The following is a 19,047-nucleotide window of genomic DNA, read 5'->3' on the forward strand; positions in this document are numbered from 1 at the left end:
TTAACCTTTGCTTTTCTCAGCAATGATTTTCAGGGCCGTTTCCTTGTCAAAGCCACCCAGATCTTCACAGGTGCCCTTCTCGACAATCTTGTACTCACCCGGGTCGTTGGCGACTTTGGACTGCCCTGCACAGGAGTGGGTACCGGCAAGGTTCGCACAATCGTTACCACCTACAGGCGAAATGCCGTAACACTTTTCTTTGCCACCTGCGTGAGCCAGGGGAGCAGACATGGCGCCGGCCAATGCCGCGGCCAGTGCCGCACTGAAAAGAAGTTTCTGGTTCATATCGATCACCTTCACAGTTTGTTTCAGGGTCCTCGACCGAAAACGCCAAGGACCCCGGGACGTGCTCATATCATTGGCAGAGGATTACAGCTCGGCTGCTTCCACAGTCTTGATCTCGGGCCAGATATCGTTGGCATTGGCGATGAAGCCAGGTACATCCGTGAGCCAACGCGTTTGCACGTCTTTGTTCAGGTTGAGGTAAAGCTTGTTGTCGACAATCCGCCAGGCTTGAGGATCAACGTCGAACTTCTTCTCCATGGTTACGCCGAACGCACAGTAGCCACCGTACTGGGGCGCATAAGCACTGGGGTCGGCACGAAACAGATCACGATTCTCTGCGCTGGAGAAATGGTAGATCGCGTTCTTGTAGGTAGCGGTGTATTCGGCAGAACCTTTGGTAGCCTCTGAATCAGAGAAGTAGGCCACCGGGTCGTAACCGCTGATGGCAACATCATTGGCGTCGGCGTTCATGTCGATATCGGCAGCAAAAGCACCAGAGGCAGCGCTCAAGGCAGCAACAGCAACGAAGGCACGAAGTTTGTTGAAACGAGTCATTGGGTATCTCCTTTGAATGAATGATGACTACGTTTGAAACAATAAAGCTTCGAGCGGTACTGAATGAGTACGATCGTTCAAACTTCTATGCCAATTATCTGGAGTGCTTATGGACAGGCTTTCTTACATCCTCGACCAACTTAATGTGAACGCCGGCGTTTTCTTCCGGGGCCAGCTCTGCGGGCTGGCGTCCTTTGAAGAAGAAGGAACCGGCTACATCCACGTGCTTCGATCCGGAGTACTCGACATTATTGAAGCGAACCGGGAGAAGCTCACGCTGTCAGAACCGACCATGATTTTTTCGGTTCGCTCCCAACCGCATCAGCTCTTTGGTGCCAATCGTGAGGGCGCGGAGATGATTTGCGCTTCAATCAAGTTCCAGACAGGTTCACGGAACCCTGTCCTGGACGCCCTGCCCGACTCCGTGGTGCTGCCTCTATCTTCGGTTCAGGGGCTTGGGTCCTTCGTGGATGTGCTGTTCGCGGAGGCCGAAGCGGCGCAGGAAGGGCGAGATGCCGTCATGAATCGACTGGTTGAGGTGATATTTGTCAATGTGCTTCGGCATGTCGTCTCGGATGGAGAAACGCCGAAAGGTTTGTTGTCGGCATTGGCGGATAGGCAACTAAGTAAGGTACTAAGCTGCATCGACTCAAACCTGAATGGCGATCTGTCCGTGGACAGGCTGGCAGAGGTTGCAACCATGTCCCGATCAACCTTCATTCAGCATTTCAAGAGCATCCTCGGATTGGCACCCGGCGAGTACGTCCAGAACACCCGGATAGCTGCTGCGAAGAAGCTGATTCTCAAAGACAAACCCATGTCCATCATCTGCTTTGAAGTGGGCTACGAGGATGCATCGGGATTTTCCAGGGCCTTCAAGAAAAACACCGGGATGACACCCAGGGAATGGAAAAAATTGAACACGACAGCAGCGGAGGCAGTAAGCGCCAGCGTTGCCGAAAAAGCGCACGTTGCCTAGATACTGAAGCCGCAACGAAAAAGGGGGCAAGGATTACGAATCCTTGCCCCCTTTTTTGTGACTGTTTGCTATTTCAAAACGATCTGACCACGAATGACTTTCTGGCCTGAGTAAGGGCTGCTTACGGCCTCACCGTGATCATCAACATCTGATTTTCGATCGGCAAGAGAGGCGCTTGCAGACGCCGAGATCAGGGCAATAGAAACAAGTAGCAGTGCTTTGGAAGTGACGTTTTTCATAATGAGTTTTCTCCAGTGGTTGATGTCTACGAGAGAAATACTAACCACTGGAGCTGCCCAACAAATGGACAGGCGTTCTAGTTACTGGGCCGATTGTACAGACCGGGCTCAATGACGGTCAGCGGCCCACAATCAAGCTCCCGGGCGGCCATTGCTTTTGCCCAGCACGCCTTCGCCACACGCTCGATAACACTCCGGATCCAGATGATTCCGGGATCCCGGTCATGGCGGGTGTGCCACGCCAGATACAGACTCGTTGGCTCCACGTCAATCGGTAGGCTTGTGAGCGAAATACCAGCACAAAACTCACAGTCTCCGGTGATGACCTCCGGAATCGTGGCTACCAGATCGGAATTCCTGAGCAAATTCGGCACTGCGGAGAAATGGTTGACGGTAACTGCCACTCTCCGCTCCAGTCCTCGCCTGTGCAGAGTGTCGTCTACAACACCGTGAGCCTCTCCGGACATGGTTGCAAGAAGGTGCTGTGCTGAAAGAAAAGACTCGAGATCGACGGGCCGTCCGCTCAGCTCGTGCCCGCTCCTCATAGCAAGAACGTAGCCGGTATCGAAGAGCCATAGGCTTCTGAGGCTGTGATCATGCTGCTCGAAAAAACCGATCACAAAGTCCACGCTGGCCTCGCGCAGATGGTTTGCTGCGGTAGCCGGCGAGAAAGGAACCGCATGCAAGTCAATGCCCGGAGCCGCCTCTTGTAACTCGGAAACCAGCGGCTGCCAGACCATCTCAAGAATAAGGTCGGTGACAGCAACCCGGAACGTCCGACGCGACTCGCTTGGCGTAAAGCGCGTGGAATTTACCGCGTTGGAGAGCTCGTGCAAGGGATTGCGGATCTGGTCCCAGAGACTCTGGGCATAGGAGGTTGGCTCCACCTGCCGCCCCCGTTTTACAAAGAGAGGATCTTTCCAGGCCGTTCGCATTCTTGAGACCACATTTGAAACGGCGGGCTGGGTCATGCCGAGACGATCCGCCGCTCTGGTGATGGAACCTTCCGTCATAATCGCGCTGAATACGTGCAGTAGGTTGAGTTCCTGGTTTTTCATAATGCCTCGCTTGTCATTGGGAGACTGAGAAAACTGACGCCTATTGCACAGACGTTCGCAACACCAATCTGTTACGGAACAGATGTCTTAATTCACTCGGTCTTGTCCGGTGGCTCGCTGGACTATTCGGGGGATGAAACCTACCATCATGCATATACACTTCATTTATCGGATTGCCATAATGGTCGACCACTCATCACAAGAAACAACGCCGCTGGATGTTGCCAGAACCTGCGCCGCCCTCTACTCCCGCGTTTTCTCACGCCTGGTGACCCGTCATTACAACCATCACCTGGCGGAAACAGGGCTTCGAATCACGCAGTTCTCCATACTCAACGCAATCAAGCTTTCTCCGCCCAACTCTATAAACGAACTTGCGGAACTCCTGGGGATGGAGAGAACTTCACTCCAGAGAACGGTCGAAAAGCTGATTGCCAAGGGGCTCCTCGAGTCTCGGCCGACGGGGCAAAAACGTTCCCTGGGTCTCTCTCTGACGCAAGAGGGCGAGGACATCTACCAACAGGCTCTCGCAAGGTGGGAAGACGCGCACAATGAATTCACGGAGATGGTAGGGGCCGATGACTGGTCAGAGACTGTCGGCAAGTTAAGGCGCTATAGCGTCAAACTGCAGTCGACCCTCTGAAGCGCTCAGCCATCGTTGGCCATTGAGTCAATCAACGCTTCAACTTCTGACTGCGTGTATCGCGGGGTTATGTGCTGCGGACAGTTCCAGTCGAACGCTTCAACACGGATGATCACGCCCCTTTCAACCAGTGCTTTGTAATCGCTGTCGCTCAGTTGCTCCAGAATCCCCGGCTGTTCGGGGCCAACCAGCGTCATTCGTCCGAGCAGTTTGAGTCTCTTCCTGTTCGGATAATCCATCAGGAAAAGCGAGACGCGATCATTGGTGAGTACATTGCCTGTGGTGATGTATTGGCGATTGCCAGAGTAATCGGCAAAGCCGATTGTCGACTGATCAATCACCTTCAGAAAGCCGGTAGGCCCGCCCCGATGCTGGATGTAGGGCCAGCCGGTTTCGCCGACACTGGCGATGTAAAAACTGTCACGGGCCTCAATAAAACCGCGTTCGCGATCCCTCAGAACGTTATTACGGTCAGGCCCGGTCTCAATGGATGCATAACCGGAGCGACTGCCCATTTCCTCCTGAACCTGTTTTACGGTTCTGGTAAACGCTATTTCTGCAAATTTGTGCGCCATCTTGGGCTCCTGCGGATTCTGCTACGTTGGCGTTCCTATTCGCTATCAGTAACCCGACCGGCCCAGATGTTACGGCACACCGCCATTATTTTTCGGCAGTCTGTGCCGAGTTAACCAGAGCAATGACTCGCGTAGCCACGCCCTGCTCTCCCTTCACCGGCGAATAGCTGGCCTCTAACCAGACTTCGTGTCCGTCAGCGTGGACAGCTGGAAAGCGTCCCTTTTTAACATTACCGGTAACCAACTCACGCCAGAACCGGATGTAGTCTTCGCTTTTCGCGTAGTCGCTGGTGCAAAGAACCCGATGGTGCTCACCGATCAAGGACTCTGCCTGATAGCCGAGCAAGTCCAACAACCCGTGGTTCGCCCGCTCGATAATGCCATCCTGCGTCATAACGAGAACCGCCATGGCTTTCTCGACAGCCTGAAAATCCGATTCCAGCTCCTGAACGCGGCTTTTGGCTGCTTCAAGCTTTGCGAGCGCTTCCTGTAATTCCAGATTCTTTCGGTTGTAAAAGGCCATTGAGGAAGGCTCCTGTCTCCAAGGTCTATTCATCGTCACAGGGGAGCAAAGTAATTGCTGCTGCAACCCACAACCTTACGTTGCCGCCCTCGGCCGGATCAGATCAAGAAGCACCACACCCAGGAAACAGATCCCTACGAGTGCACTGCACGTACGCTTTAACTCGCATTTCTTATTCTGAAGACAACAAGGACATCACTATGAATCGCAGCGCAAGATATGCCATTACAGTATCCATCGCATTTGCGGCAGCTGGGCTACCAGGCGTAAATGTGGTCAGCGCATCCGAAACACTTAGCGCTGAAGAAATTGCCCAAGCGGTCAGCGATCATTCATACCAGGGCAGCATGCTTGAGCCGAACTCCGGCTTTAACGAATACTATGCACCTGACGGGACCATTCATGGTGTGGACTACAAAGGCGAGTGGACAACCAGGCAGGGCGAAATGTGTTTTGCCTATGGCCAGGAGCCCACGTGCTACGCGGTCAGCATCGATGGGCCGTCCATGGTTTTGCGCCAGGATGGCGTCATCAAGGGCAACGGCATGCTGATTCAGGGCAATACCGTTAAATAAGATCCTCGATCCGGCGCTCCCTTGGTTTAACGGATCACTGGAGCGCCTTTTCCACCGCCTCCAGAAAGCCAATCATATCCACCACTTGTTCAGACTCTGGATCAACGGTTTTTCCTTTCAGATCGGCAGTAACGATGCCGCTGTCCACCGTGTCGGTTAATGCCGCTTTCAATTGAACGGCGTATTGGCTCAAAGGCTCGTTGCCCTCTCGCTCACCCAGGGTTTCCAGGGCGTTGCCCAGCGCAAAAATCAGCGCCGACGGGTTGAAATGAGCTACCTTACCGTCGCTCTCGAGATACTTCAGGTAAAGATCATGGGCGGTGCCATGGGGCGCCTCGAACAGCATGGTGCCGTCCTTGCTCTCGATGATTGAACTGGCCGTCGCCAGGCTTCCCCCGAGAGCGGCGGAAATGTCCGAGAAGATATCCCCGTCGAGGTTCTGGGAGGGATAAAGCGCATTTCTCGGTGGATCCGTGATCATCTTTTTAAGCTGGCTGGACGGCCGCATGATCATGAACGAGGGCGGCGGTGTATGCTCGCTGGCCAGTTCCCTGCGCACTTCGGTAATGACCTCGCTGTAGACTTCGTCGTACTCCATGTACTCGCGCTTGAGACCGAAATACACCTCTTTGTCCTTGCGCGAGGCATCCCGAAAGACTTGCAGAACCCAGTCTTTGATGGCTTCACGGTCATTGGACATAAGCAACATTGGGTCGCCTTTCCGGACCCGGCGGGCATGCTTCTCGTCACCGTCGACGATCACCTTGAGAAGGCCATCCTCCTTGGCCGCCATGTTAAAGCTACCATACTGGTCGCCGCCGCCAGCGCTCATCCGTGAGATGGACACATGGGCCCCGCGGCCTGGAATGCCGAATTCCTTGAGTTGGTTCACCAGCTTGAGCAGTTTGCGCCCGGTGGTGTTATCCGGCACACCCCAGAGCGCACGCTCCGGCGGATTGGAAACAATACGGGCTGCCTGGGCATCAATCAGCTCGTAGTAGTAATTCAGCCCCAGGTCTTCAATCTGCTTCTTGTAGTCACTGTGATAGATGTCCTCGATCACCGAGCGCATAGCTCCATCGTAGCCGGGGATCACCGTATCCTTGAGGCCGAGGTATACGTCTCGTTTTTCTGCGATTGCACGTTGGAAAAAGCGATGCGCCCAGGCTTTCACATCCTCGATGTCATTCGTCGCAAGCAGCCACGGATCGCCTTTGCGAATCTCTCGCCGATGAAGCTCTACCGGGTCGCCGCTGCTGCCCACAAACATCAGCTTGACCACGCCGGTTGCAAGGGAAAGCTGGTTAAAGCTGTCCTTGATGCCGCCGAATTCCATGGTATCCACCTCAATGTCACGCCCGACCCACTGGGGGCGGCGGATGTTGAGGTTGCGGAACTGGATGTCCTCGCGGGTAATATTGCCACTGATGCCCTTGCGGATCGCTCCATTGGGGGACTTGGTCGCCAGCGGGTGCAGGTTGTCCACATCCGGGTGTTTCCTGAGCAAGTCCTCCAACTGCTGGCGGTTTACCGTCATGCCGGCGTTCTTTACACCCACTCCGTGGCGTTGGAGCGAATCAATGGCATCAATAACCACCTGGCCATTGGTAAGCAGCCGGTTTTCCGCAGACAGATCGATTTCTTCAAGCTGAATATCAAGCCGTGAGCTCACAAACTTCTTGAGAATGTGTTCAAACGCAACCTGAGCCATCTCGTCGCCGTGAAGGATTACAAGGGGCGAGGTCACACTGATTCTACTGTCCATGAAAATCTCCCTGCTGTTTGTTGGCCTGGTCAGTCCTGCTGCGATGCCGACTGCTTGATCCCTAGCCGTTCATTGACGGCATCCCGGATCTCCCGGTAACGCTCGGGATTTTTCGCCAGGAAATCCAGATTGTCCTCGGGGAATATCTCTTTTTTCTTTTTGCCGGCTTCCTCACTGGTAAAAATAGACGGCAAAAGCTGTTCAAGGCAACGTAGCATGACTTCCGGCGATACCGACGCACCAGGCGATGCACCCAGGAGCGTGCCGTAGGTCTTGTCTTTCGAGACGAGGATCTCTGTGCCCATTTGCAGATCTCCGTCGCGGATGATCTGAACCCGCTGCCCGGCCTCAACTGCTTTCCAGTTGAACTTCTTGCTCATGCCCGGTGCGAAACTGTCCAGCTCCTCGAACATGCTCTTTTCACCCTTGAAGGTCTCTGAAACCAGATATTTGACCAACGGGAAGTGCTCAATGGCGACATTCAACAAGCTCGGGATATCGTGGAGGCGCATGGATCGGAGGTAGTCCAGGAACCCCCGGCCCCTCTCCAGCACCGGTTTAAACGATGCAAAAGGACCAAACAGAAGATAATACCTTCCATCCGAAACCCGGAGGTCCAGATGGGGAACGGACATCGGAGGCGCACCCACTTTCGCCTTTCCGTAAGTTTTCGCTCTGTACTGCTCGGCCTGTTCGGCGGTGATCTCGGCCTGCAGGAACCGTCCGCCCACGGGAAAACCGGTGAAGCGGCGCGCGAAAGGCAAGTGGCTCTTTTTAAGGATCGGGAAGGCACCGCCGCCGGCACCGACGAAAAGAACGTCGGCCTTATAGCGGCGATCAACGCCCCTGCTCTGAGTTTCCACAAGCCAGCTTCCGGCGGGGCTGCGATGCACTCGCTTGACGTTCGTCCCGTATTCAATTTTCACCCCAAGATCGTCAACAGCATGCTTGGCCATTTGCTCTGTGAGGGCGCCAAAGTTGACGTCCGTGCCCGTCTCGATAACAGTCGCCGCCATTTTCTCGTGTCTGGGCCGCTCCTCCATGGTGTATGGAATCCAGCTCTTGATCTCGTCGAAATCCTCGGAGTAACGCATCTGTTCGAAGAAATGGTGGGACGACATCTCATTGAACCGGAGCTTCAGTTCCTGAATAGACGGCTCGGAGACGATGGTGCAGTGCTTGGTCTGGTTGATAAACGATTTGGGGTCTTTGATGGCCCCTTTCTGGATCAGGTACGCCCAGAACTGCTTGGCCACATTGAACTGAGCGTGAATCTTCACCGCCTTTTCGACAGAAATAACCTCTTCGTCCACCGGCGTATAGTTCAGCTCACAGTTCGCCTCGTGCCCGGTTCCGGCGTTATTGAACACCCAGGAATTGCCTGCCCCGGGGCCATCCAGTCTTTCGAGAATGGTGATATCCAGTTCCGGTGCCAGTTCTTTCGCTAGAGTCGCGAAAGTTGTGCCCATGATCCCTGCGCCAATGATAATTACGTTCATTAAAACCTACCCGCGTGAGTCGAATGTCTGAACAAGGTTGGAAAAGTATGTGTATTGACGGTAGCACGCTTCTGCAGACACGGAAAACGCGTGCCGAGCGTTCTTTAACAAAGGAAAATTCTGAACAGAGGGGTCTACCCCTGTTTCGCAGTTTACGTTAAGGTAAACATGAGCTGGCCGGAATCACACCAGATTTCGCCAGGCTGTCTACAATGACATTAACTACACTCCCACAAGGAGTGTTTGTTCCTCAGGCCACTACCCCAGGAAGAGGATTATGACAACAACAAAGTCCAAAGTTGTGTATTCCCCAGTGTTTACCGACGGTGCGGAGTTCCGGATTCCCACCTTCAAGCTCCTGAAACAGGACGGCAAGCTCTACAAGAGCGCCAAAGCTCCTGATCTCGACAAAGACAAGGCCCTCCGTATATACCGGGCCATGGTCACTACCCGAATTCTTGACGAGCGAATGCTTGCTGCCCAACGGCAGGGCAGGTTGAGCTTTTACATGCAGTGCACCGGTGAAGAAGCTGCAGTGATCGGCAGTGCGGCAGCACTGGATGATGGCGACATGATCATGGCGCAGTACCGGGAGCAAGGTGCCCTGGCCTACCGCGGCTTTACCATTGATGAATTCATGAACCAGTTGTTCGGCAACGAGATGGACTACGGCAAGGGCCGCCAGATGCCGGTCCACTATGGCTCGAAGAAGCTGAACTACATGACCATTTCCTCGCCGCTGGCTACCCAGATTCCCCAGGCCGCGGGCTATGCCTATGGTCAGAAACTCCGGGGCGAAGGTCTCTGCACCATTACCTATTTTGGTGAAGGCGCTGCCTCGGAAGGCGACTTTCACGCTGCCCTGAACATGGCTGCGGTTCATCGGGTGCCGGTGATCTTCCTGTGCCGCAACAACGGGTACGCCATTTCCACGCCGGCCGCCGAACAGTTTGCTGCCGACGGCGTTGCACCCCGGGCTTACGGTTACAAGATGGACGTGATCCGGGTGGATGGGAACGACATTCTTGCCATGTATCAGGCCACTCAGGAAGCCCGCAAACTGGCCGTGGAACACAACCGTCCGGTATTGATCGAGGCCATGAGCTATCGCCTGGCCGCCCACTCCTCCTCGGACGACCCCTCCGGCTATCGCAGCAAGGATGAAGAGGCCGTTTGGCGCGAGAAAGATCCTATCCTGCGTATGCGCCTCTGGCTGGAAAGCAAGAAATGGTGGAGTGAGGACGACGAAAAGCAGCTGCAGGAAAACATGCGCCGCGAAGTACTGGAAACGATGAAACGTGCCCAGAAGCGTCCACCACCGCCGCTCGAATCCCTGGTAAGCGACGTCTACGACAAAGTGCCACCTGCCCTGGCTGAGCAGTTCGAAAAATTGAAAGCGCACATCGGCCGTCACCCGGACGAATACCCGAAGAGTGCCGAACACGCCAAGGGAGGAGCTTGAGATGTCGAAGATGAATATGCTCCAGGCCATCAACAATGCCCTCGACATTGCGATGGCAGAGGACGAGCGGGTTCTGTGCTTCGGTGAGGATGTGGGCGTGTTTGGCGGCGTTTTCCGTGCAACCAGTAACCTGCAACAGAAATACGGCAAGGCCCGTTGCTTTAACACGCCTCTGGTAGAGCAAGGCATCATCGGGTTTGCCAACGGCCTGGCCGCACAGGGTTCGGTGCCGGTGGCAGAGATCCAGTTTGCCGACTACATTTTCCCGGCCTTCGATCAGATCGTGAACGAATCCGCGAAGTTCCGCTATCGCTCAGGGAACCTGTTCAACGTGGGCGGCCTGACTATTCGCGCCCCCTACGGCGGCGGCATTGCCGGCGGCCTTTACCACTCCCAATCACCGGAAGCCTACTTTGCCCATACCCCGGGCCTGAAAATCGTTGTACCGCGCAACCCGCATCAGGCCAAAGGGCTGCTGCTTGCCGCTATCCACGATCCCAACCCGACCCTGCTCTTTGAGCCCAAGCGCCTGTACCGGGCCTCGGTGGGTGAGGTGCCGGATGAAGACTATCGCCTGCCCCTGGGCGAAGCCGAAGTCACCAAGGAAGGCACGGACGTGACGATTCTGGGCTGGGGCGCCCAGATGGAAGTGATCGACCAGGCGGTGGAACGGGCCGAGAAAGATGGCATCTCCTGTGAGGTCATCGACCTCAGGACCATTCTGCCCTGGGATGTGGAAACCGTGGCCAACTCCGTGTTCAAGACCGGACGGCTGGTGGTCACCCACGAAGCTCCCCTGACCGGCGGATTCGCCGGTGAAATCGCCGCCACGATTCAGGAGCGCTGTTTCCTGTATCTGGAGTCTCCGATCGCACGGGTAACCGGGATGGACACCCCCTTCCCGCTGGTGCTGGAAAAAGAGCACCTGCCCAACCACCTGAAGGTCTATGAGGCCATCAGGGCGAGCGTTGAATTCTAGGCTGATATCAGGACAGGAGAGTGACTATGAGTGATTTTATACTGCCCGATATCGGCGAAGGTATCGTGGAATGTGAACTGGTCAAATGGCTGGTTATTGAAGGCGATGTGATTGAAGAAGATCAACCAGTCGCCGAGGTAATGACCGACAAGGCCCTGGTGGAGATTCCTGCACCCTACAAAGGCCGCGTGACACGCCTCTACTACAAGGAGGGCGACATCGCCAAAGTCCATGCCCCGCTGTTCGAGCTGGTGGATGAAAGCGAAAGCAGTGGCCAGGCGTCAGCGGCCAGTTCTCCGGGACCTGCCGAAGCAAAGCCGGCTCCCGAGGCGGAAAAACAGCCGGCCTCCGGCGCCAAATCGGACGATAACGCCACCGAAGACTTTATCCTGCCGGATATCGGCGAAGGTATCGTTGAGTGCGAAGTGGTGGAATGGCGTGTGGCCGAAGGTGACGAAATCGAGGAAGACCAGCCTGTTGTGGACGTTATGACCGACAAGGCCATGGTCGAGATTACCGCACCCAAAGCCGGGCGCGTGACCAAGCTTTACCATCAACAGCAGGCCATGGCCAAGGTTCATGCCCCGCTGTTTGCGTTCATTCCCCGGGATCGGGAAGAGTCGGAGGAAGCTAGAACCAAACCGGAGCCCGCGGCCCAACTCTCAACCGCGACAGCCTCGCCTGTCGCTGCGGCCAGCCGACAGCGTATTCCGGCCAGCCCTGCCGTTCGCCGCCTGGTTCGAGAGCATGAACTCAACCTCTCGGATATTAAGGGATCCGGCAAAGATGGTCGTGTGCTGAAAGCCGATGTACTGGCTCATATCGAGGAAGGCCCGAAACAGACCCACGTCCAGGCCCAAAAACAGGCTCCCGCCGACGATGCGCAAACGGCCACCACCAGCAGTGCCCGCAGGGCGCCTGCCGCCGAACAGGAAGCGCGAGTCGAACCCATCCGCGGGATAAAAGCTGCAATGGCGAAAAGCATGGTCAAATCGGCCACCACCATTCCTCACTTTATCTACAGCGAGGATATTGATGTCACCGATCTGCTCAAGCTTCGGGAACAACTGAAACCGGAGGCAGAAGCGCGGGGCTCAAGGCTGACGCTCATGCCCTTCTTCATGAAGGCCATGGCCCTGGCGGTTCAGGAATTCCCGGTACTCAACAGCCAGCTCAACGATGACGTCACGGAGATTCACTACCTGCCCCAGTGCAATATCGGTATGGCGGTGGATGGCAAAGCCGGCCTGACGGTGCCGAACATCAAAGGCGTGGAAAGCCTCTCGTTGTTGGGCATTGCCGACGAGGTTGCGCGCCTGACCGAGGCGGCCCGATCTGGCCGCGCCAGCCAGGAAGACCTCAAGGGCGGCACCATTACGATCTCCAACATTGGCGCATTGGGCGGAACTTACACCGCACCCATTATCAACGCGCCGGAAGTGGCCATTGTTGCCCTGGGGCGCACCCAGAAACTGCCCCGGTTTGACGCCAACGGCCAAGTGGTGGAACGCGCTATCATGACGGTGAGCTGGGCCGGCGATCATCGCATTATCGACGGCGGCACCATCGCCCGGTTCTGCAACCGCTGGAAGGGCTACCTGGAATCGCCCCAAACCATGCTCCTGCATATGGGCTGACGTTTCATCATGGCGCAGAAGACGCAACTGCAGCAGTTCTACATCCCCGAAGAGCAGTCGATCTACCTGCTCAGCCATGATGATGCCAAAAAGCTCAAAGACTGGGTGGCGCTCTGCGCTGCCCAGCTCCGCCAACTCGGCTACCAGGACATTGAGTTGATTGGCAAGGGTGCGTACGGCTTTGTATTCTCAGGCCGACTGCCCGGCACCGCAGCCGGGGGCCCGGAACACGTCTTCAAATTCACCCGTATCAACCTGCCCCGGCATCTTCAGGACCGGCTTGAAGATGAAGCCTACATTCTGGAGCAGGTCCGCCACCCCAGGGTGCCACGGCTGATTTCCTACCAGAGAGCCAATAACCAGCCGATTCTGGTGATGGAGCGTGCTGCCGGATTAAATCTGGAAGAGGTTTCCCTGCGTGATGGTCGTCTGAAACCACGGCTCATCATGCGCATCGCGGACCAGCTGGCCGACATCCTGCGAAACCTTCGCCGTGAAAATGGTCCCGCCGGCAGGCCAATCGTTCATGGCGATATCAAACCTTCCAATCTCGTCTTCGACGCCAACACCGAAAACATTGCCCTGATTGACTGGGGCTCCTCCGTGTTTGCCCAGCTGGACGCCAACCAGCAGTTCATCACCGCCAACGTGATGGAGCTGATGTCCGATAACCTCCAGCAAACCAACGCTCGGCTCGGCGATGTCTATTTTATTGGCGAGGAACAGCTCAACGGCGGGCTGTCTTCTCCCCGTTTTGACGAACAGGGCGCAGCCGGCACGCTCTATGCCCTGGCGTCAGCCCAATCCTGCCGCTTTGGCCATCGGGCCATCCCGGCCACCTCACTGGGCCTGCCCATGGAATTCGCGCGCATGCTGGATGGCATGCTATCCCCTGATCCAGACACTCGCCGCAAGGCCGGCGATTACTACCTGACAGAGATGCCGCGTATGGCCCGCACGGTGATGATCGATCTGCCGGAAAGGCCGGTCGCGGCCCAGGTACCCGTGTGGGTACGTGCCTCTGACCAGGAAATTGACACCGTGGTTTACAGCTCGCGTAAATCCTTTCTCAGGGAGGAAGGCGCACCGGAAACCCTCAACGACGTCAATGACGTACAGCTGGACCGCTACTACAAGAACTTCATGCAGGGCATGGGCGAAACCGAAAAGGCGTTTCTGGCCGCCGTCAGCCGGCTCGGGCGCTACCCGGTGGAAGGTGGCCTGGCCGTACGCTGGGAAACCGATGGCATCTACATCGACACTTCCCTGAATCTGCACGATCCGGCCTTGAAGTCGGCGTTTGTGCAGGCCGTCAACAATATGGTCTACCTGGCCCAGGCCATTTATCGCAAGGGGATTTTCAAAAGCTGTCTGTTTAACGCCCGCAATACCCTGCACGTTGATCGCGAAGAACCCGACCAGCCGTTTCTGGTGTCGCCGGACATGAAACTGCATTACGAGGTCAGCGCCGCACCAGAGGTGGAGGACGAAAGTCGCGTTCACTCCTACTTTGAAGACGGGCCGGATCCGGAGGAATTTCTCGTTCTTCCTGAGACCATCATCCGTTCGCTGGAAGCACTGAACAATATTCACCATACCGGCATGATCATCTTCGAAGCCCTGCCCCGCCATCTCAAAATCCATAGCCACTATCGGCTACTGGATCCTGAGCAAGAATCGGAGTTCAGCCGGTTGCTGGATGAAATTCTCTCGGCAGTCGAGCAGATAACTGGCCTCGGTGTATCAGGCTTTATGAAGATGCCTTACAAGGACACCCGGTTCTTTCCCCACATCGAGCGACTTCCCGAACGCTACTACCCGCGTAATCCAAGGACTGAGCATGCCTCTACCTGAGGCAAAACACAGCTTCAGTTTTTAGAAACCGTGCCGTTAACTATTAAAACCAATTAATAGAAGGGCAACGCTTTGGCTTCCTCTTTTCTCGAATCCGTAGAACGAAAATTAGGTGTTCCCGGCAAGCTATTGATTGCACCCGTTTTTATTCTCATTCTTTTTGCAGCGGTTACGTTTTTCAGCGTATCAGGGTTCCAGCAATTGGACGGTCGAATGAATACGGTTGCTCGGGATCTTGCGCCAGACACCGCCATTGGCACTGAGTCCGTCATCAGTGTTTACCGCATGCGCCTTCGGGTGTTCGATTACTTTTCCACGGGCAATGAGACAGCCTTGGAGCGCTTCGGCGAAATGGAGGCGGATTTCAGGTCTGTGATGGCAAAGGCGCAGGACAACATTCAGGAGCCCGAGCGAGCCAAGCTGGTTGATCGAATTGAAAAGACAACCAATCGGTATATTGATGCCTTCAAGAACGAACTGGTTCCGGCAAAACGTCAGGTACTCAGCATTATCTCTGAAAAGCTGGATCTACACGGACCCAACGCCACAAAGGCCCTCAGACTTGCTCTAAATGGCGTGGCCAACCGTGAGCCAGACAGTGAACTGAGAGCTGGTCTGGAGCAGCTCCTCAACGATGCGTTGATCATGCGGATGACTGCCGAGCGGTATCTGGCAAACGGCGACGAGGATTCTCAAAAGGCCCTCGGTTGGGCCATTGAGGACCTGTCTGACGCGCTGGAACTGATTGATGCCGATAATGGTCCGGAATTTGTTCAGGTTTACCTGAATACGGTCGTTGAAGAGCTGGAAGCCTATCGGGCAGCTGTTCAGAACATCCTTGAGCAAAAGAGCACTCTCGTTGGCGTTAAATCCCAAAAGCTGGACGTTCTGGGACCGGAAATTGCGAGCATGGCCAGGGAACTTGAAGAAAGTATATTTGCCTCCCTGGACAAAGAGGCCGATGAGGCAACCGCAGAAACGGAGCTTGCTTTGACATTTACCCTGGCAGCTTTCCTGGTCTCTGCAGTACTCGGATTGATTGTTGCCATTGTGATGAGCCGTTTGATGGGCAACAGCGTGAAACGCGCCAAGACTGAAATTCTCGGTTACCTCGATGACATCGCCAATAACAACGGCAATCTTTCCACCCGACTTACTCCGGGCCGTCCCGATGAGATCGGTGACTTCATCGACGCAGTCAACACCTTCCTGCGAACGCTTGAGGAAACCATTTCCCGAATTGTAACGGCATCACGCCAACTGACCGGCGAGTCCGAATCACTTTCAGGCATCACAGAGCGCACGACCGCGAACTCAGAGCAACAGCGCGACCAGATCACGCAGGTGTCTGCCGCCATGCAGGAAATGGTCTCCACCTCCGAAGAGATCGCCTCGAACACCAGCGAAACTGACGAATCGGCCCGCAAGGCCTCATCACTTGCGGATTCCGGACAGGAAACCGTTGGCTCTGCCATTCGGGCGGTTGCGAACCTGGCCAATCAGGTTGAGAAGGGGTCTACCCGGATCCAACAACTGGAGAACGAATCGGCCGAAATCGGTAATGTGCTGGCTGTCATCCAGAGCATTGCTGAGCAAACGAATCTCCTTGCGCTCAATGCCGCCATTGAGGCGGCTCGAGCCGGTGACGCCGGTCGGGGATTTGCCGTGGTTGCCGATGAAGTTCGAGGACTGGCCAAGCGCGTTCAGGAGTCAACCGTCGATATCGAGCGGATTGTGTCCCAGCTCCAGAGTGGCGCGGCCGGCGCAGTAGTGGACATGAGCAAGGCCAAGCAGATGGCCGAAGAGGCCAGCGAAGAAGCAAGCAAATCGGGCGAGGCTTTGACGGACATTCTCGCGGCGGTGAACAGTATCGTTGAAATGACCACCCAGATTGCGAGTGCGACCGAGCAGCAGAGAGCGACCGCCGCAGAGATGACCCAGAACGTGGAGATAAGCAGTGGCGCAATCGAGGAACTGGCCGGAGACATCTCCCAGGTGAATCAGTCAAGCCGCTCTCTGGCGAGCATGGCCGATGAACTTAACACGCTGGTCAGACGTTTCCGGACGGACGATTAACATTGCCCCCCGATCACTTGGTATCAGACCACGCCGGGGGACTTGCATCGCATTGTGGTTGGCTGGTAGCCCGTTAACTGTGCAACCGGTCGTTAAAGACTTTCCAATCAATCACGTTGCCGTCGGAATCGAAGTGGACGTATCCGCGGAAGCTCGGGTCATCTTCCCAGGCCTTCACAAAGCCTACGGTTTCACCGGAGTCTGAGACAATCTCAAAGGCTTCGCTGCGGGCATTGGCAATGTCTTTAGCAGGCTCGGTATCTGAACGCTTGAGGCTTACGGAGGAGTCTAAGGGCAAATTGCTTTGAAGGAATTCCTGGATCATCGTCACGCTCTCCTTTCAGGGTGAACCGGTCTGGTTCTGGAGGAAGCGTAACTATAGGACGATCCGCTAGAAGAGAATACAGATTCAGATCAATTTTCTTAGATTTTTTCGAGATAAAAAGGCTTTAAGAACAATAGGATATTTCATTATTGTGACAGTCTGTAACCTTCTGCGCTGATTATTTTTCAACCAGTTCAGAAGGTTACCGAAAGCAGAGTCGATCAGTCACAAGGATCAGAATTTCCAGAACGGAGTGCTCAGTTTCTGTTCAACCAGTTCAGGGGAAAATCCCACATCGTTCAGCAACCGACGATCCATAGTCATCACCAGATGGATAAAGTTGCGCTTCATCCGCCAGCCTTTGTAAAGCGAAGCAGCTCTTTTCATTTCATTACTCCTTGGTCAACCCAGAATACTGGTCTCTGAAAATAGAGACCTTGTTTAATTAGGGTCCTATTCTAAGCTTGACGAGGAGCTTTCTGAATACTTGGAAACCCCTATAAACAGGGGCTCCAAGCATTATCGGATGTCAGAATTGTATACTTTTGATTGCAGTTTTATGACGCCTTGGCGTTTGAAAGTAACACTTGGTAAAGGTCATCTTTCAGCTGTGCACGTTTCTGCTTCATGCGGTGGAGTTTGTCATCACCGATGGGAGAATCCCTCTTTTCCAGCCCTTCAATTTCGTGATCGAGATGCGTGTACTCCTGAAGCTTTTCCTTGAACTTCAGATCATTGTTCTTGAGTTCCTGAATCAGTTCTCGGTACTGCGGGAATTCTACGTGAAGCTCATGGCTGGAAATGCCCATCGTATTGCTCTCCTCTTCTTTGCAGAGTGTTGATCAAGGCTGATCACTTTCAGCATAGACGAGCGTGCCAGTTTCTGGGCGTCTTTGACAAATCGCTAATTACGCACGACGTTGCATGGGTATAGCATGGTAGTACGTTATCCAGTTACGCCTCGGGACACTTGCGAATGACCTTTGCACGAATTACCGGCACCGGTTCCTACCTGCCTGAAAACATTGTTACCAACAAAGACCTCGAAAAAATGGTCGACACCACCGACCAGTGGATTCGCGAGCGCACGGGAATCGAAAGACGTCATATTGCCGTTGAAGGCCAGACCACGGTGGATCTGGCGGAACAGGCCGCGAAAAACGCCATTGAAGCCGCTGGAATCAAGGCAGAAGATATTGATCTGATCGTGTTTGCCACCTCCACTCCGGACAAGATCTTCCCAAGCTCTGCATGCCTCCTCCAGGCACGCCTGGGCATCCATGGATGCCCTGCCTTCGATATTCAGGCTGTCTGCAGTGGATTTGTTTACGCCCTGGCAACGGCAGAAAAGTTCATCAAGACCGGAAGCAGCAAGAAGGCCCTGGTTATCGGCGCCGAGGTGTTCTCCCGCATCATTAACTGGGAAGACCGTGGTACGTGTGTCTTGTTCGGCGATGGTGCCGGCGCGGTGATCCTGGAGGCCGACGAAGAAACCGGCATCCTTTCCACCCATATCCATGCCGATGGCCAATATGCCGATTTGCTGCACGTTCCCTGCGGTATTGCCGATGGCTACGACCAGGTCAAGGCCGGGCGAGCATTTGTGGAAATGAAAGGCAACGAAGTGTTCAAGGTGGCGGTCAACACCTTGGGCAAGATCGTTGACGAAACCCTGGCAGCCAACCAGATGCAGAAATCCGAGATCGACTGGCTTGTTCCGCACCAGGCCAACCTGAGAATCATCTCGGCCACGGCAAAGAAACTGAACATGTCCATGGATCAGGTTGTCGTAACGGTTAATGAGCACGGCAACACGTCCGCTGCATCTATCCCCCTCGCCCTTGATGTGGCTGTGCGAGATGGGCGGATCAAACGCAACGAGGTGCTTCTCCTTGAGGCTTTTGGTGGCGGATTCACCTGGGGCTCTGCACTGCTCCGTTACTGATCGGCCATCTTTCGGATCACCACTCGTTCTGAACCAGAGACGGGCTTCAGCTTTTGTTGAAGCCCGTTTTTTC

At 55.0% G+C, this 19,047-nt stretch carries 20 protein-coding genes; 9 read left to right on the top strand and 11 right to left on the bottom strand.

Translation table 11 applies throughout. The features are described 5' to 3' along the window. Positions 1 to 285 carry a DUF2282 domain-containing protein gene (locus tag CFB02_RS06165; RefSeq protein WP_014421587.1) on the bottom strand — a complete coding sequence of 95 codons (285 nt, stop codon included), beginning with the start codon at positions 283 to 285 and terminating at the stop codon, positions 1 to 3. Between the two features lie 84 nt (positions 286 to 369). Beyond that, positions 370 to 840, bottom strand: a complete 471-nt coding sequence (locus tag CFB02_RS06170) for a YHS domain-containing (seleno)protein (RefSeq protein WP_088557316.1) — start codon at positions 838 to 840, stop codon at positions 370 to 372. 109 nt (positions 841 to 949) lie between these two features. Here CFB02_RS06170 and CFB02_RS06175 point away from each other — a divergent pair, with 109 nt between their 5' ends. Continuing rightward, the gene (locus CFB02_RS06175) at positions 950 to 1,819 is read left to right on the top strand and encodes an AraC family transcriptional regulator (RefSeq protein WP_088557317.1); all 870 of its coding nucleotides are present in this window, start codon (positions 950 to 952) and stop codon (positions 1,817 to 1,819) included. A 68-nt stretch (positions 1,820 to 1,887) separates the two neighbouring features. Here the strand turns inward: CFB02_RS06175 and CFB02_RS18175 are convergent, their stop codons facing one another. Next, positions 1,888 to 2,058: a hypothetical protein gene (locus CFB02_RS18175; RefSeq protein WP_172835806.1), complete on the bottom strand. Its 171-nt coding sequence runs from the start codon at positions 2,056 to 2,058 to the stop codon at positions 1,888 to 1,890. A gap of 77 nt (positions 2,059 to 2,135) precedes the next feature. After that, positions 2,136 to 3,116 carry a LysR family transcriptional regulator gene (locus CFB02_RS06180; RefSeq protein ID WP_014577023.1) on the bottom strand — a complete coding sequence of 327 codons (981 nt, stop codon included), beginning with the start codon at positions 3,114 to 3,116 and terminating at the stop codon, positions 2,136 to 2,138. Positions 3,117 to 3,264: 148 nt separating this feature from the next. Between CFB02_RS06180 and CFB02_RS06185 the strand changes: the two genes are divergently transcribed. Beyond that, complete coding sequence (locus tag CFB02_RS06185) at positions 3,265 to 3,759, top strand: MarR family winged helix-turn-helix transcriptional regulator (protein ID WP_227499729.1); 495 nt, start codon at positions 3,265 to 3,267, stop codon at positions 3,757 to 3,759. 5 nt (positions 3,760 to 3,764) lie between these two features. Here the strand turns inward: CFB02_RS06185 and CFB02_RS06190 are convergent, their stop codons facing one another. After that, complete coding sequence (locus CFB02_RS06190; RefSeq protein WP_088557318.1) at positions 3,765 to 4,334, bottom strand: pyridoxamine 5'-phosphate oxidase family protein; 570 nt, start codon at positions 4,332 to 4,334, stop codon at positions 3,765 to 3,767. A gap of 85 nt (positions 4,335 to 4,419) precedes the next feature. After that, complete coding sequence (locus CFB02_RS06195; protein ID WP_088557319.1) at positions 4,420 to 4,857, bottom strand: PAS domain-containing protein; 438 nt, start codon at positions 4,855 to 4,857, stop codon at positions 4,420 to 4,422. A gap of 200 nt (positions 4,858 to 5,057) precedes the next feature. On the opposite strand from CFB02_RS06195, the gene CFB02_RS06200 reads away from it, so the two are divergent. Next, positions 5,058 to 5,432, top strand: a complete 375-nt coding sequence (locus CFB02_RS06200; RefSeq protein ID WP_088557320.1) for a hypothetical protein — start codon at positions 5,058 to 5,060, stop codon at positions 5,430 to 5,432. Positions 5,433 to 5,466: 34 nt separating this feature from the next. Here CFB02_RS06200 and CFB02_RS06205 read toward each other — a convergent pair whose 3' ends face one another. Together CFB02_RS06205 and CFB02_RS06210 are read right to left on the bottom strand one after the other, a co-directional pair. Then, positions 5,467 to 7,197: an isocitrate/isopropylmalate family dehydrogenase gene (locus CFB02_RS06205; protein WP_088557321.1), complete on the bottom strand. Its 1,731-nt coding sequence runs from the start codon at positions 7,195 to 7,197 to the stop codon at positions 5,467 to 5,469. 29 nt (positions 7,198 to 7,226) lie between these two features. Then, a complete protein-coding gene (locus CFB02_RS06210; RefSeq protein WP_088557322.1) occupies positions 7,227 to 8,696 on the bottom strand; it encodes a malate:quinone oxidoreductase in 1,470 nt (489 codons plus the stop codon). Positions 8,697 to 8,973: 277 nt separating this feature from the next. Between CFB02_RS06210 and CFB02_RS06215 the strand changes: the two genes are divergently transcribed. The 5 genes from CFB02_RS06215 to CFB02_RS06235 all read left to right on the top strand — a co-directional run bounded on the left by CFB02_RS06215 (position 8,974) and on the right by CFB02_RS06235 (position 16,704). Next, on the top strand, positions 8,974 to 10,158 hold the full coding sequence (locus tag CFB02_RS06215) for a thiamine pyrophosphate-dependent dehydrogenase E1 component subunit alpha (RefSeq protein WP_088557323.1): 1,185 nt from the start codon (positions 8,974 to 8,976) through the stop codon (positions 10,156 to 10,158). A gap of 1 nt (position 10,159) precedes the next feature. Further along, complete coding sequence (locus tag CFB02_RS06220; RefSeq protein WP_088557324.1) at positions 10,160 to 11,137, top strand: alpha-ketoacid dehydrogenase subunit beta; 978 nt, start codon at positions 10,160 to 10,162, stop codon at positions 11,135 to 11,137. 26 nt (positions 11,138 to 11,163) lie between these two features. Next, positions 11,164 to 12,774 (top strand): dihydrolipoyllysine-residue acetyltransferase, encoded by a 1,611-nt coding sequence (locus CFB02_RS06225; protein ID WP_088557325.1) that lies wholly within the window; start codon positions 11,164 to 11,166, stop codon positions 12,772 to 12,774. 9 nt (positions 12,775 to 12,783) lie between these two features. Further along, entirely contained in the window at positions 12,784 to 14,628 is a 1,845-nt protein-coding gene (locus tag CFB02_RS06230; protein ID WP_088557326.1) for a protein kinase domain-containing protein, read from the top strand. A gap of 213 nt (positions 14,629 to 14,841) precedes the next feature. Next, entirely contained in the window at positions 14,842 to 16,704 is a 1,863-nt protein-coding gene (locus CFB02_RS06235; RefSeq protein WP_227519341.1) for a methyl-accepting chemotaxis protein, read from the top strand. Positions 16,705 to 16,777: 73 nt separating this feature from the next. Here CFB02_RS06235 and CFB02_RS18085 read toward each other — a convergent pair whose 3' ends face one another. The 3 genes from CFB02_RS18085 to CFB02_RS06245 form a co-directional block, all read right to left on the bottom strand. Further along, positions 16,778 to 17,029 (bottom strand): hypothetical protein, encoded by a 252-nt coding sequence (locus CFB02_RS18085; protein ID WP_157677794.1) that lies wholly within the window; start codon positions 17,027 to 17,029, stop codon positions 16,778 to 16,780. A 234-nt stretch (positions 17,030 to 17,263) separates the two neighbouring features. Beyond that, on the bottom strand, positions 17,264 to 17,416 hold the full coding sequence (locus CFB02_RS18180; RefSeq protein ID WP_008171150.1) for a hypothetical protein: 153 nt from the start codon (positions 17,414 to 17,416) through the stop codon (positions 17,264 to 17,266). Between the two features lie 170 nt (positions 17,417 to 17,586). Next, on the bottom strand, positions 17,587 to 17,838 hold the full coding sequence (locus CFB02_RS06245; RefSeq protein ID WP_088557328.1) for a YdcH family protein: 252 nt from the start codon (positions 17,836 to 17,838) through the stop codon (positions 17,587 to 17,589). A 167-nt stretch (positions 17,839 to 18,005) separates the two neighbouring features. On the opposite strand from CFB02_RS06245, the gene CFB02_RS06250 reads away from it, so the two are divergent. Next, positions 18,006 to 18,974 carry a beta-ketoacyl-ACP synthase III gene (locus tag CFB02_RS06250; RefSeq protein ID WP_062784387.1) on the top strand — a complete coding sequence of 323 codons (969 nt, stop codon included), beginning with the start codon at positions 18,006 to 18,008 and terminating at the stop codon, positions 18,972 to 18,974. Positions 18,975 to 19,047: the final 73 nt, after the last annotated feature.

The organism is Marinobacter sp. es.042, from assembly GCF_900188315.1.
Classification (GTDB): Bacteria; Pseudomonadota; Gammaproteobacteria; order Pseudomonadales; family Oleiphilaceae; genus Marinobacter.

Coding starts and splice junctions, on each gene's coding strand:
- CFB02_RS06165 (WP_014421587.1), bottom strand. CDS start 285: ATGAACCAGAAACTTCTTTTCAGTGCGGCACTGGCCGCGGCATTGGCC.
- CFB02_RS06170 (WP_088557316.1), bottom strand. CDS start 840: ATGACTCGTTTCAACAAACTTCGTGCCTTCGTTGCTGTTGCTGCCTTG.
- CFB02_RS06175 (WP_088557317.1), top strand. CDS start 950: ATGGACAGGCTTTCTTACATCCTCGACCAACTTAATGTGAACGCCGGC.
- CFB02_RS18175 (WP_172835806.1), bottom strand. CDS start 2,058: ATGAAAAACGTCACTTCCAAAGCACTGCTACTTGTTTCTATTGCCCTG.
- CFB02_RS06180 (WP_014577023.1), bottom strand. CDS start 3,116: ATGAAAAACCAGGAACTCAACCTACTGCACGTATTCAGCGCGATTATG.
- CFB02_RS06185 (WP_227499729.1), top strand. CDS start 3,265: ATGCATATACACTTCATTTATCGGATTGCCATAATGGTCGACCACTCA.
- CFB02_RS06190 (WP_088557318.1), bottom strand. CDS start 4,334: ATGGCGCACAAATTTGCAGAAATAGCGTTTACCAGAACCGTAAAACAG.
- CFB02_RS06195 (WP_088557319.1), bottom strand. CDS start 4,857: ATGGCCTTTTACAACCGAAAGAATCTGGAATTACAGGAAGCGCTCGCA.
- CFB02_RS06200 (WP_088557320.1), top strand. CDS start 5,058: ATGAATCGCAGCGCAAGATATGCCATTACAGTATCCATCGCATTTGCG.
- CFB02_RS06205 (WP_088557321.1), bottom strand. CDS start 7,197: ATGGACAGTAGAATCAGTGTGACCTCGCCCCTTGTAATCCTTCACGGC.
- CFB02_RS06210 (WP_088557322.1), bottom strand. CDS start 8,696: ATGAACGTAATTATCATTGGCGCAGGGATCATGGGCACAACTTTCGCG.
- CFB02_RS06215 (WP_088557323.1), top strand. CDS start 8,974: ATGACAACAACAAAGTCCAAAGTTGTGTATTCCCCAGTGTTTACCGAC.
- CFB02_RS06220 (WP_088557324.1), top strand. CDS start 10,160: ATGTCGAAGATGAATATGCTCCAGGCCATCAACAATGCCCTCGACATT.
- CFB02_RS06225 (WP_088557325.1), top strand. CDS start 11,164: ATGAGTGATTTTATACTGCCCGATATCGGCGAAGGTATCGTGGAATGT.
- CFB02_RS06230 (WP_088557326.1), top strand. CDS start 12,784: ATGGCGCAGAAGACGCAACTGCAGCAGTTCTACATCCCCGAAGAGCAG.
- CFB02_RS06235 (WP_227519341.1), top strand. CDS start 14,842: ATGAATACGGTTGCTCGGGATCTTGCGCCAGACACCGCCATTGGCACT.
- CFB02_RS18085 (WP_157677794.1), bottom strand. CDS start 17,029: ATGATCCAGGAATTCCTTCAAAGCAATTTGCCCTTAGACTCCTCCGTA.
- CFB02_RS18180 (WP_008171150.1), bottom strand. CDS start 17,416: ATGAAAAGAGCTGCTTCGCTTTACAAAGGCTGGCGGATGAAGCGCAAC.
- CFB02_RS06245 (WP_088557328.1), bottom strand. CDS start 17,838: ATGGGCATTTCCAGCCATGAGCTTCACGTAGAATTCCCGCAGTACCGA.
- CFB02_RS06250 (WP_062784387.1), top strand. CDS start 18,006: ATGACCTTTGCACGAATTACCGGCACCGGTTCCTACCTGCCTGAAAAC.